This window comes from Streptomyces sp. NPDC033229, from assembly GCF_055576875.1.
This window is the reverse complement of sequence record NZ_JBVIQR010000003.1, coordinates 112,030-124,089: the sequence shown is the minus strand read 5'-3', so window position 1 is coordinate 124,089 and position 12,060 is coordinate 112,030. Positions and strand designations below refer to the sequence as shown.

Below are 12,060 nucleotides of genomic sequence, written 5' to 3'. Positions count from 1 at the left end.
CCCCCTTTTCTTTCTTCTGCCTTTCCTAGCCGTTTCCCGGCCCCGCTCCCTCCGCATACCCTGCGGCGCTTCGCGGGCCGTCCGGCCACCGCCGGGCGTGACCGGGCCCTCACGCTGTGGATAAATTTCATGATCAACGAGCTTCCCGTCATCGACCTCTCCGCCGCCTCGGCCGGCCCCGACGCGCGGGCGCGCTTCCATGACGCGCTGCACACCGCCGCCCGCGACGTGGGGTTCTTCCATCTGACCGGCCACGGCGTCACCGAGGCCGAGACCGCCGAGCTGATGCGCACCATGCGCGCCTTCTTCGCCCTGCCCGAAGCGGAGCGGCTCGCCATCAGCAACCTCAACTCGCCCCATTTCCGTGGCTACACCCGCATAGGCGACGAGCGGACCGGCGGCAGCCGCGACTGGCGCGACCAGATCGACATCGGCGCCGAACGCACGCCGCGCGTGCCCGGCCCGGACGAGCCCGGCTACTGGTGGCTGGAGGGCCCCAACCAGTGGCCCGCCGCCCTGCCCGAGCTGCGCACCGCCGCCCTGAACTGGGTCGACCGGCTGAGCTCGGTGGCCCAGCGACTGCTGCACGAACTGCTCGCCGCGATCGGCGCCCCGCCGGACTTCTACGACGAGGCCTTCGCCGACCGCCCCCACCTGCACCTCAAGCTCGTCCGCTACCCCGGCAGCGCCCCCGACGGCGCCGCGCAGGGGGTCGGCGCGCACAAGGACTACGGCTTCCTGACACTGCTGCTCCAGGACACGGTCGGCGGACTGCAAGTGGAGGGCCCCGACGGGGCGTTCATCGATGTGCCGCCGATGCCCGGCGCCTTCGTGATCAACCTCGGCGAGCTGCTGGAAGTCGCCACCAACGGCTACCTCAAGGCCACCAACCACCGGGTCGTCTCCCCGCCCGGGAACCGGGAGCGCTACTCCGTCCCGTTCTTCTGCAACCCGCGGCTGGACGCCCGGATCGAGCCGGTCCCCTTCCCACACGCCCACCGGGCCCCCGGCGTCACCCAGGACTCGGCCAACCCGCTGTTCGCCGAGTACGGCCGTAACGAGATCAAGGGCTGGCTGCGGGCGCACCCGGGCGTCGCCCGCCGCCATCACGCCGGGCTGCTGGACGCTCCCGTACCGGTGAGCTGACCCGCGACGTCCCTCGGCCGATCACGAATCGCGCCCTTCACCGGCTTCGCCCATCATGCGAAGGGAAGCCGGTGAAAGGGCGCGATGTGCCATGGAGCGAGCCTCTCCCGCCGATGTCCCCGAGGGCCCGGCGGCGGACCACCACCCGGCCCCCGACCCCGGCCGCTGGGCGATGCTCGCGGTGCTCTGCGCCAGCCTTCTGCTGGTCGCCCTGGACGCCACCATCCTCAACGTCGCGCTGCCCTCGCTCATCGACGATCTTCAGCCGGGCGCGCTCGAACAGCTGTGGATCATCGATATCTACGGTCTCGTGCTCGGCGGCCTGCTGGTCACCAGCGGTGCGGTGAGCGACCGGTACGGCCGCAAGCGGCTCTTCCTGAGCGGCTTCGTCCTCTTCGGCCTGGCGTCCGTCGTCGCGGCCACCGCGGGCAGCTCCGCGCAACTGATCTGCGGCCGGGTGCTGCTCGGCCTCGGCGGCGCCATGGTGATGCCGTCGACGCTCTCCCTGATCCGCAACATCTTCACCGACGCCCACGAGCGGGCGCTCGCCATCGGCATCTGGGCCGCCGTCGCCGGCGCCGGAGCGTGCGTGGGACCGCTCGTCGGCGGGGTGCTCGTCGAGCACTTCGGCTGGGCGGCCGCGTTCTGGGTGAACATCCCGGTCGTCGTCGTCACGGTCGTCGCCGGACTCCGGCTGCTGCCGGAGTACCGCAGCCCCCAGCCCGGCGGGCTCGACTGGCCCAGTGCCCTGCTCTCCGTCGTCGGCATCGTGTTCCTGGCCTGGGGCATCAAGCACGTCGCCAAGGGCAGCCTGCTGCCCCAGGACCTGGGCACGCTCGCCCTCGGGGTACTGCTGCTGGCGGTGTTCGCGCGACGCCAACTCCGCTCCGAGGACCCGCTGCTGGACGTACGCCTCTTCAAGCGCCGTCCGTTCCTGGCCGCCGCGCTCGCCACTCTGCTCGCCATGCTGGCCATCGGTGCCGCGCTGTTCCTCATCTCGCTGTGGTTGCAGTACGTCCACGGCTATTCGCCCTCGCAGGCCGGTCTGCGGACCCTGCCCGCGGCCGCCGCCATGCTGGCCGGTTCGCTGTCGACCCCCTGGCTGATGCACCGCGTCGGGGTCCGTTCCGTGCTGGCCGTCGGCCTCGGCGCCCTCGCCGCGGGGTTCCTGCTGCTGGCCCTGTCCCCGGTCCCCACCGGCTATCCGGTCGTCGCGGTGGTGCTGGCCGCGCTCGGCCTCGGCGACGGGCTGGCGATCACCGCCTCGGCCGCCGTGCTGGTCTCGTCCGTACCGGCGGAACGCGCCGGGCAGGCGGGCGCCGTCTCGGAGACCGCCTACGAACTCGGCGTCGGCCTCGGGGTGGCCCTGCTCGGCAGCATCCACGGCGCCGTCTACTACCGGCACATGACCGGCCTGCCCTTGGGCGGCACCGACGCAAAGCGGGCGCGGGAGTCGGTCGGCGGTGCCACGGAGGTCGCAGAGAAGACCGGCGGCACGACGGGCCGGCAGGTGCTCGAAGCCGCCCGGGACGCCTTCGACGACGCCCTCACCACGACGGCGTACGTATCGGCGGCGATCGTCGTCGCCGTGGCCCTGCTCGCTGTGTGGCTGGTGCCCCGCGGGTTCAGAACGACGAGCAGTCACTGAGGGGTCGGCGCGGCTCCCCTCGGCCGCCGGCGGGTGACATCGACCTCGACGCCGGCAGCTCCCCTCAACCGCCGGGCGGCATCGCCGCGATCTCGTCCGCGACCTGGCGGGCCTGACGGGTCACGTTGCGCAGATGGTTGGAGAACGGGATCCGCAGATGGGTGCCCACCCCGGCCACCCAGATGTGCTCGGGCTGTGCCCCGGGCCGAGGGCGCAGCCGCAGATCGGCCTCCAGATCGTCGACGGCCACGGCGGGGCCCGGCGGCCCGTCCAGGTACACGGTCTTGCCGTCGGTGTCCCAACGCAGCTGTGGGGGAAGGAAACCGGTGGCGTTGACGACGTAGTCGAAGCGCGCCCCGGGCCCGCCGGCCCGTGGCCACCGCACCCGCCACGCGCCTGCGTCGAAGGACACGGCGCGGGGGTAGCCGGGAGCCATCCGCAGCGCACCGGTCTCGAAGTGGGCGAGCAGCCGGCGGGCGTTGAGGACGGTCAGTGCCGTCGCGTAGCGGCCGACGAACCAGCCGAAGTGCGCGATCAGCGCGCGGCGCCGCGCGGCGGGCAGGGCGGCGCTCAGGGCGATCACCCCTTCCAGCAGCGGCACGACGACGCCGGGCCACGAGCAGACACCGGCCTCCACCAACGCGGTCTCCTCCCGCAGCCGCCGGACGGGATCGGCGGCTGCGGAGGTCTGCGCGCGCAGCGGGCGGCGGTCGAGCAGCCGGACCGCCTCCACCGCGCAGCGCGTCACCTTCGCTTCGAGGCGGGGGTCGGCGGGGTCGAGCCGGGCGATCCCTTCCAACGGCGGGAAGTCGCGTACCGGCGCGGCCAGCGACTGCCGCACGGCGGGCAGTGATCCCGAGGGCGAGGTCAAGGTCGTCCGGTGGCCGTCGCGGCACAGCAACAGGGCGGCGTCGACGGCCGACTGGTGGGTGCCGAGCACCAGCACCCGGCTGCCCGGGGGAATCCCGTCCCGGATCCGGCCGGCGGGGTAGGGGCTGTCCAGATAGCGGGGGTGGCCGGCGAAGGCCGCGAAGCCGTCGGGGACGCGGGGGCGGTGGACGCCCGTGCAGACGACGACCTCGTCGGCCGTGATCTCCTGCCCGCCGAGGAGCCGCACCCGGTGCCCGCCGGTCCCGGCGCTGACCGACACCGCCGTGTCCCGCACATGCCGGACCTCGATGCCGTGGGCCGTCGCCAGGGCGCGGGCCTCGGTGTGGCGGTCGTGGCAGTACTCGGCCATCCGGGCACGCGGCACACAGTCCTGCGGCCCCGGCGGCACGCCGCGCGCCCAGAGGTAGTCGATGAAGTCGGTGGGCCGGTCCGCCAGCAGGGAGTTGACGTCGGCGGCGCTGTTGCACACCAGCAGCGGGTCGCTGTCACCGAAGGCCAGCCCCCATCCGACGGTGTGGGGGTCCACCACCTGGACCGACCGTACGGGGCGGGCGGCGGAGCCGGTCCGCGTCCGTACGCCCGGGCGCAGCAGCGCGCCCACCAGGTGCAGGAAGACGCTGGTACCGGCGAATCCGGCACCCACGATCACGACGTCGCGCCCGGTGGCGCGGCCGTTCCCGTGCCCGCCGCCGTAGCTTTCGTCGTCGGCGTGCCCGGCCTCCCGGTCGCCACCGGGCGTGGCGGCATGTCCCACGGTCCCCCCTTTCGCAGGCCGCTTGCGCAGGCCACCTCCGTAGGTCACCCTGCCCCGCGCCGACCCCGGGGAACCCGCACGGCCGTGTCATCCCGATGGCCCCATTCCGGCTGCGGGCCGTCCCCGTGGCGGATGGACTGGGAGCGTCCCCGACGCTGCGTTCGTCTCGCCGCCGGGGACCTCGCCAGGAGAGGACGTGACGAGGATGCGTACCCGGCCCGGCAGGACAGCGGTGGTGATGGTCACCGCGGCCTTCGTGGCCGGCGGCTGTGTGCCGGGCGGTGGCGGCAGCGGCGGGGGTGCCGGGACGACAGGGCCGCCGACCCCGTCGGACGGGCCGCGGCGGGCCGCACCTCCCGTGCCGGGGGTGCCCCGGGGGATCGCCCGGCAGCGCCTCGACTGGGCGCCCTGCGAGCCCGAGGACGCCGGGGAGGGCGTGCAGCAGCCGCTGCCGGACGCCGAGTGCTCCTGGCTGACGGTGCCCCTGGACTACGCGGTGCCCCACAAGAGCACCATCAAGGTGCGCGTGGCCCGGGTGCGCGCCCCGGCCGGGTCCCGTCGGCTCGGCTCGCTGGTGTTCAACCCCGGCGGGCCCGGTGAGGCTGGCGCCGCCCTGGTCGCCGACGGTACGTTCGCGGCGACCCCCGAGGTGGGCGACCGCTACGACCTCGTCGGCTTCGATCCGCGCGGTGTCCACCGCTCGGCCCCGCTGATATGCCCCGCGAGCGACGGCGGCAGTGATCTCATCCCACGCACCCGGCAGTTGATGGACGCGGAGTTCAAGATCGCCGCCGAGCGGGCGGCGGACTGCCGGAAGGCCACCGGTGCGCTGATGGCGCACATGGACACCGTCAGTGTCGCCCGCGACCTGGACCTGCTGAGGGCGGCCCTGGGCGAGGACAGGCTCGACTACCTCGGCGTCTCCTACGGCACCTACATCGGCCAGCACTACGCCCGGCTCTTCCCGGACCGGGTCGGGCGCTTCGTCCTCGACGGGGTCGTGGACCCGGGCGCCGACCAGGCGCAGACCGCGCGGGAGGACGTCAAGGCCATCAGCGAGAGCTTCGCGAGCTACGCGCGGACCTGCGCGGCGAACGACTGTTCCCTCGGCACCACCCCCGGCGACGTCACCACCACGACCACCGACTTCGTACGGGGCCTCGACGCCCACCCCGTCCCCGGCCCCGACGGTGCCCGGCTCACCACCGCCATGGCGGCGCAGGCCATCCGTGACTCCCTCTACCAGGACGCGAAGTGGCCGGAGCTGACCCAGGCCCTGGTGGACGCCATGAACGGCGACCCGGAGCCGCTCCTGCGGCTCGGTCCGTACGGGGGTCGGCTCACCCGGCAGGGGGCGGCCGGGGACGGGGAAGCCGCCGCCGATCCCTCCATGGCCAGGAGCGCCATCGACTGCCTGGACCGGCCGGGGCCGAGGAGCCCCGACGACATCCTCAAATACCTCGGGGAGTTCGAGAAGGCGTCGCCGCTGTTCGGCTCCACCGTGGCCACCGCCATGGTCCACTGCGCCGCCTGGCCCATCACCCCCACGGGGAAGGCCGAGCCCCTCAGCGCGCCCGGCGCCCCCGCCATGGTCCTGGTCTCCTACGCCGTCGATCCGGCGACCCCGCTGGTCAACGCCCGGGCCGTACGGACGAACCTGGGCGCGGGCTCCCTCGTCGTCCGGGCCGGCACGGGTCACTCCGCCTACGCGAACGGTTCGGAGTGCACCGACCGCGCGGTGGGCACCTTCCTCGTCTCCGGCAAACTGCCCCCGGCGGAACTGCACTGCGGAGCCTGACCCCCTGCGGCGAACGGAGAACCGGGCGGCGGGAGTTTGCCCCGGACGGGGCAAACGGTTGCGCCCGCCCGTACGGGCAGCGCCGGGTCACTGTTCGCGCCGCACGACCAGCAGGGCGGCGTCGTCGGACAGTTCGCCGCCCGCGTAGGAGAGCAGATCGGCCACCAAGCGGTCCGCCATCGCGTCCGGGGCCAATTCCGGCAGTCGGGCGAGCCGTTCGGTCAGGGGGTAGAAGACGCCGGACGCGTCACGGGCCTCGGTCACGCCGTCGGTGTACAGCACCAGCAGATCGCCCCGCTCGAAGGCGAACGCCCGCCCGTCGTACGGGCCGCCGATCAGTTGGAGCAGGCCCAGCGGCGGCTGCGGAACGGGCGTCAGGACCTCGGTCACCCTTCCCGCGCGCCGCAGCAACGGCGGCAGGTGGCCGCAGTTCACCAGCTCGGCCGGCCCGCCGTCGTCCGGCACACCGACCAGCGCGGCGGTCACGAACTCCTCGCTGGGCGGGCGCCGCCCCAGGGCGGCGTCGAGCCGGCGCGCCACCGTGGCCAGGTCCGCCTCGACCTGGGCGACCTCCCGGAAGGTGCCGAGCACATCGGCCGCGGCGTCCACGGCCGACAGCCCCTTGCCCCGGACGTCGCCGATGATCAGCCGGGTCCCGAAGGGCGTGGCCAGCGCCGCGTAGAGGTCGCCGCCCACCCGGGCCTCGGCCGCGGCCGCCAGATACCGCACCGCCATGCGCAGGGTGCCGATCCGCTCCGGCAGGGGCCGCAACAGGGTGCGCTGCGCCGCCTCCGCCACGGAGCGGGACTGGAGGAGCTCGCGCTCCCGCGTCGCCACGAGGACGACGTTCGCGGTACTGACACAGGTGATCGCCAGGACCGTGAAACCCGACGTCAGGTGCACGGCACGCGACACGTCGGGGTCGGCCCGCGCGAGCAGGGGGACGAGCGCCAGGGCGAGCAGCCCGGCCACCAGGGGGACCCGGGCGCGCCGGGTGCCGATGCTGGCGAGGACGGGCGCCGTGGCGAGCACGGGGGAGAGCGTCCACTGCGGATTCGTGGCCAGGTCCGTCGCGACGGAGGCGGCGAGGAGCACATAGGCGGCCACGACGAGGCGTCGCGCGCGGCGGGGGAGCCGCGAAGCCTCGGGCGGCCTGTCCCGGCCTGGGGCGAGCATCATGATTGTTCTCCACCCTAGGGACTCCGCTCCCGCCCGCAACCGGACCGCCGCCGGACGCCGGGGGCCACGGGGCCCGCCGCCGCCCCACGTGGAAAGTAAGGTTCCGTTTCGGTCCCCGTCGCTTACCGCCCCGGCCCCGTACCGCGATCACGAACTCGCCATACTGGCGTTCGGGTCCGCCCTCGCGCACCGGCGGGCCGACGGCGACGAGAGAAGGAACCCACCGCTCTGATGACCGACAACAAGATCAACAACATCATCCGTCCCCGCCCCGTCCAGGATCCCGAGCTGCGCCTCTTCGCCCTGCACCACGCCGGCGGCTCGCATGTGCCGTTCCGGAGCTGGGCGCGGCTGCTGCCGGCCGAGTGGGAACTGTGCCTGGTCGACGCGCCCGGCCGGGTCGCCCGCCCCGGCCCGCCCTGCCGCAGCGCGGCGGAGCTGGCCGAGCGGTTCCTCGACGACTTCCGGCCCCTGATGGACCGCCCGTACGCCCTCTTCGGACACAGCATGGGCGCGATCGCCGCGTACGAGAGCGCCCTCGCCGTGCACGAGCGCGGCCTTCCCCTGCCGCAGTGGCTGGGTCTCTCGGCAATCAGCGCCCCCGAACACCACCCCCGGGGGACCCGGCGCTTCGCCCTTCCCGACGACGGGCTGCGCGAAGCGGTGCTGCGGTTGGGCGGCACGCCGCGCGAGGTGCTGGAGGACCCCGACCTCTGGGCGTTCTTCTCGCCGATCATGCGGGCAGACTTCGAACTCTCGGAGACCTGGCGGCCGCGCCGCGACGCCCCCGCCCTGCCGATACCCCTGTCGGTGTTCGTCGCGGACGGCGACGCGGGCGTCCCGGTGTCGCGCACGGAGGGCTGGGCGGCCACCAGCACGCGCTTCCTCGGCACCCGGGTCTTCAGCGGGGGCCACTTCTACTTCCAGCCCGATCCGGCCGCCCTCGTCGACGCCGTCGTGGCGGACATCCGGGCCGTGGCCCCCGTCCACTGACCGTCGGCCCGGCTCCCCCCTCCGACGCGCCTCGTCAGGGCGACTGCGGGGGGTTCGGCTCGATCACGGCGAAGGGGGCGCCGAAGGGGTCGGTGAGCCATGCCATCCGGCCGATGTCCGGGGTGTCCATGGCGGGCATGAGCACCGAGCCGCCGTGGTCGACCGTCCTCGCGACGGCAGCGTCCGCGTCCTCGACGGCGAAGTAGGGCAGCCAGCGGGGTTCATTGCCGCCCTCGAGCGGAGCGACACCGCCGAACGTCGTGTCCTGCTGGTCGCCCTCGGCCGACGAGAGCACGGTGTAGGTCATGCCGGGGACCTCCATCCGCTCGCTCCGCCACCCGAACAGCGAGCGGTAGAAGGCCTGGGCCGCCTCCGGGTCCGGGCTGTGCAGCTCCGTCCAGCACAGGGTGTCGGGCTCCGAGGCCGCTTCCAGCCCCGTGACGGCACCGGGCTGCCAGACGGCGGAACTCGGCGCCGCCCGGGTCCGTCAGACAGGCCATCCGCCCGGCGTCCATCACGTCGAACGGCTCGACTCGGACGGTGCCGCCGCCCTGCTCGGTGGCCTTCGCCGTGGCATCGGCGTCCGGGGTCCGGAAATACACCGTCCAGGCGGCGTTCGCACCCTCCTCGGTGAGCGGTCCGAGGGCCGCGACCGTCCGGCCGTCCTTCTGGAAGAAGCCATAACCGCCCGCTTCGGGCCCGGCCGCCCGGAAGTCCCAGCCGAATACCGAGCCGTAGAACGCGGTCGCCGCCACGGTGTCGGGGCTGCCGAGGTCGAGCCAATTGGGTGCGCCGGTCACGAAATCAGTGGTGAGCATGGTGGTGCGCTCCTTCGACGGATCCGCGCCGGGGGCCGTCTCCCGCGGGCGCGGCGATCCGGTGGCTCCCCGACGCTTTTCAGTCTGGCACCGGCCACTGACGGCCGCGCGGGCTCAGAGGGGCTCCCAGGGCGCGGCCACCTGGCTACCGCCCCCGGGGCGGAGGGCGCCGCGTTCGCGGCGGAGGGCGCGGGCGGCGACGATGGAAGAGCCGTGTGCGCCAGCCACGGCGACGTCCGATCGAACCCCCGGCGCGCGCCCGCGCCGCCGGTGGGACGTAAGGAGGCAACCATGACCACTGCCAAGGAGATCATGCACGAGGGCGCGCAGTGGATTCCCCGTACGGAGACGCTGGACCGTGCCGCCCAGCTGATGCGACGGCTGGATGTGGGCGCCCTGCCGGTCAGCGACCAGAACGACCGGCTGTGCGGGATAATCACCGACCGTGACATCGTCGTGAAGTGCGTCGCCGCCGGCCACGACCCGTCCCACATCACCGCCGGCGACCTGGTCGAGGGCACCCCGCGCTGGATAGACGCGAACGCCGACGTCTCCGAGGTGCTGGAGGAGATGGAAAGCCACCGCATCCGCCGGCTGCCCGTCATCGAGAACAAGCGCCTCGTCGGCATGATCAGCGAGGCGGACCTGGCCCGGCACCTCTCCGACGACCAGATCGCCGCGTTCGTCGAGAAGGTCTACGCGGTGCAGTAGCCGCGCGCCGGGGGCGACCGCTGGATCCCGCGGCCGCCCCCGGCCGCGATCAGGCCTCCCGGGAGGAGGCGCGGCCCTCGCCGCCGGGGCGGGTGTCGTCGGTCAGTTCCTCGGCGAGCAGATCCATCAGCAGGGCGTCGTGCCAGGTGCCGTCCGGCCCCCGCTCGTAGCGGCGCATGAGGCCGACCGGACGGAAGCCCACCTTGCCGTAGCAGCGGATGGCCGCGGCGTTGTCGGCCGCCGGGTCGATCACCACCCGGTGATGGCCGTGATCGGTGATCAGATGCCGGACGAGGGTGCGCACGGCGTCGCTCCCGACACCCCGGCCGTGCACCGCGGGGTCCACATAGATGTCGATGTTCGCGTGGCGGTAGTCCGGATCGATCTCGGCGGACCACTGGATCGCACCGGCCACCTCGCCGTCGTACTCGATCACCAGGGTGTGGTCACCGGGGTAGGCGAGGTCCTCGGCGACCGCGGCCGCCAAGTCCTCGCCCCCGCGCCACCGCGCGTACACCTCGGGCTCGGCACGGATGGCGGCGAGCGCGGGAATGTCGGCCGGTGTCGCCGGACGCAACACGACAGCGGTTCCGTACAGACTCTTCTGCATGTACCGGAACGCTAGTCGAACTTGCGTCCGTGCCTGCTGATGCCAACATCACACCGACGCTTCCGCGCCTCCTCGAACGGTCATTCATATGATGCGACAGGGGGCATTCTTCCCCCGGACTGTTTCCCCGCGCGATCGGTATCGCGCGGGAGCACGGGGGCGGGGGACCCATGGGGCACTTGGGCACGGGCATCGGCTGGCGCCCGGAGATCGCCGACGACATCGCGCGACTGCCGGACGTCGACTGGGTGGAGGTCGTGGCGGAGAACCTCTGCCCGGGCCACCTCCCCGAAGCCCTGGAGCGGCTGCTCGCACGCGGCACGCCCGTCGTCCCGCACGGGGTCTCGCTCGGTCTCGGCGGCGCCGAACGACCCGACCTCGCCCGGCTGGTCGCGCTCGCCGAACTGGCTGAGGAACTCGACGCGCCGCTGGTCAGCGAGCACATCGCGTTCGTCCGGGCCGGCGGCCCGCTGACCGCCTCGCCACGGATCGAGGCCGGGCACCTGCTGCCCGTCCCCCGCACCCGCGACGCCCTGGACGTACTGTGCGCGAACGTGCGGATCGCCCAGCAGGTCCTGCCCGTACCGCTCGCGCTGGAGAACATCGCGGCGTATCTGACGTGGCCGGGCGAGGAGTTGACCGAAGGACGCTTCCTCGCCGAGCTGGTCGAGCGGACCGGTGTGCGGCTGCTTGTCGACGTCGCCAACCTGCACACCAATCACGTCAACCGGGGCGAGGACCCGGCCGCGTTCCTCGACGAACTGCCGGTCGAGGCCCTCGCCTACGTCCATGTGGCGGGCGGCTTCGAGAAGGACGGCCTGTGGCACGACAGCCACGCCCACCCGGTGACCCCGCCCGTCCTCGACGTCCTCGCCGAGCTGTGCTCCCGCGTCACCCCGCCCGGTGTGCTGCTGGAGCGCGACGACGACTTCCCCGAGGCGGGTGGGCTCGCCGCCGAACTCACCGCGATCCGCGGCGTGCTCCGGGAGCCCCACCGTGTCTGAACCCCCGCGCCACGTCCCCGACGGGGACGGGCCCGACACCGATGCCGCCCGCCGTCGGCTCGCCCACGCGCAGACCGAGCTGCTGTCCGCGCTCGTCGCGGGCGGCCCGCCGCCCGTCGGCTTCGACCGGGCGCGACTGGAGGTGCAGCGACGGGCGCTGATCGCCAAGCGCGCGAACGTCCTCACCAAAGTGGCACCCGAGCCGGCCAAGCTCCTGGCCGGGGACTTCCGTGACCTGTTCTTCGCCTACGCCCGCACCCGCCCCATGACCGACGGCTACCGCCGGGACGCCACGGACTTCGTCCGCCACCTCCTGGACACCGGCCAACCGCCGGACGCCGAACGGCGGGAGCTGCTGACCGCCTGGTGGGAGGAGCGAACGGCCCCACCGCCCGCCCCCGGCCGCCTGGGTCGCCTGATGACAGCCCTACGCACCTCACGCGCCGCGCGCCCGCTCCGCATCGTGACGAGCGCTGCCCCGAAAGGCAACTGACCTATGATCACCGCC

General features: G+C 73.5%; 8 protein-coding genes and 2 pseudogenes. 6 read left to right on the top strand and 4 right to left on the bottom strand.

Annotated elements, in window-relative coordinates:
• The first annotated feature begins 129 nt into the window (after positions 1–129).
• Positions 130–1,146: an isopenicillin N synthase family dioxygenase gene (locus tag ACZ53N_RS04065; RefSeq protein WP_469139408.1), complete on the top strand. Its 1,017-nt coding sequence runs from the start codon at positions 130–132 to the stop codon at positions 1,144–1,146.
• Between the two features lie 91 nt (positions 1,147–1,237).
• Positions 1,238–2,794 carry an MFS transporter gene (locus ACZ53N_RS04060; RefSeq protein WP_469139407.1) on the top strand — a complete coding sequence of 519 codons (1,557 nt, stop codon included), beginning with the start codon at positions 1,238–1,240 and terminating at the stop codon, positions 2,792–2,794.
• Positions 2,795–2,858: 64 nt separating this feature from the next.
• Here ACZ53N_RS04060 and ACZ53N_RS04055 read toward each other — a convergent pair whose 3' ends face one another.
• Entirely contained in the window at positions 2,859–4,439 is a 1,581-nt protein-coding gene (locus ACZ53N_RS04055; protein WP_469139406.1) for an FAD/NAD(P)-binding protein, read from the bottom strand.
• A 205-nt stretch (positions 4,440–4,644) separates the two neighbouring features.
• Here ACZ53N_RS04055 and ACZ53N_RS04050 point away from each other — a divergent pair, with 205 nt between their 5' ends.
• A complete protein-coding gene (locus ACZ53N_RS04050) occupies positions 4,645–6,237 on the top strand; it encodes an alpha/beta hydrolase (RefSeq protein WP_469139548.1) in 1,593 nt (530 codons plus the stop codon).
• An 87-nt stretch (positions 6,238–6,324) separates the two neighbouring features.
• On the opposite strand, the gene ACZ53N_RS04045 is transcribed toward ACZ53N_RS04050, so the two are convergent.
• On the bottom strand, positions 6,325–7,416 hold the full coding sequence (locus ACZ53N_RS04045; RefSeq protein WP_469139405.1) for a PP2C family protein-serine/threonine phosphatase: 1,092 nt from the start codon (positions 7,414–7,416) through the stop codon (positions 6,325–6,327).
• A gap of 231 nt (positions 7,417–7,647) precedes the next feature.
• Between ACZ53N_RS04045 and ACZ53N_RS04040 the strand changes: the two genes are divergently transcribed.
• Positions 7,648–8,409, top strand: a complete 762-nt coding sequence (locus tag ACZ53N_RS04040) for a thioesterase II family protein (protein WP_469139404.1) — start codon at positions 7,648–7,650, stop codon at positions 8,407–8,409.
• Positions 8,410–8,443: 34 nt separating this feature from the next.
• Here ACZ53N_RS04040 and ACZ53N_RS04035 read toward each other — a convergent pair.
• Positions 8,444–9,227 (bottom strand): annotated as a pseudogene (locus ACZ53N_RS04035) (VOC family protein).
• A 291-nt stretch (positions 9,228–9,518) separates the two neighbouring features.
• On the opposite strand from ACZ53N_RS04035, the gene ACZ53N_RS04030 reads away from it, so the two are divergent.
• Positions 9,519–9,938, top strand: coding sequence for a CBS domain-containing protein (locus tag ACZ53N_RS04030; RefSeq protein WP_469139403.1), 420 nt, complete (start codon positions 9,519–9,521; stop codon positions 9,936–9,938).
• A 49-nt stretch (positions 9,939–9,987) separates the two neighbouring features.
• Here ACZ53N_RS04030 and ACZ53N_RS04025 read toward each other — a convergent pair whose 3' ends face one another.
• Complete coding sequence (locus ACZ53N_RS04025; RefSeq protein WP_469139402.1) at positions 9,988–10,548, bottom strand: GNAT family N-acetyltransferase; 561 nt, start codon at positions 10,546–10,548, stop codon at positions 9,988–9,990.
• A gap of 170 nt (positions 10,549–10,718) precedes the next feature.
• On the opposite strand from ACZ53N_RS04025, the pseudogene ACZ53N_RS04020 reads away from it, so the two are divergent.
• Positions 10,719–12,045, top strand: a pseudogene (locus ACZ53N_RS04020) (MbnB/TglH/ChrH family RiPP precursor modification enzyme).
• Positions 12,046–12,060: the final 15 nt, after the last annotated feature.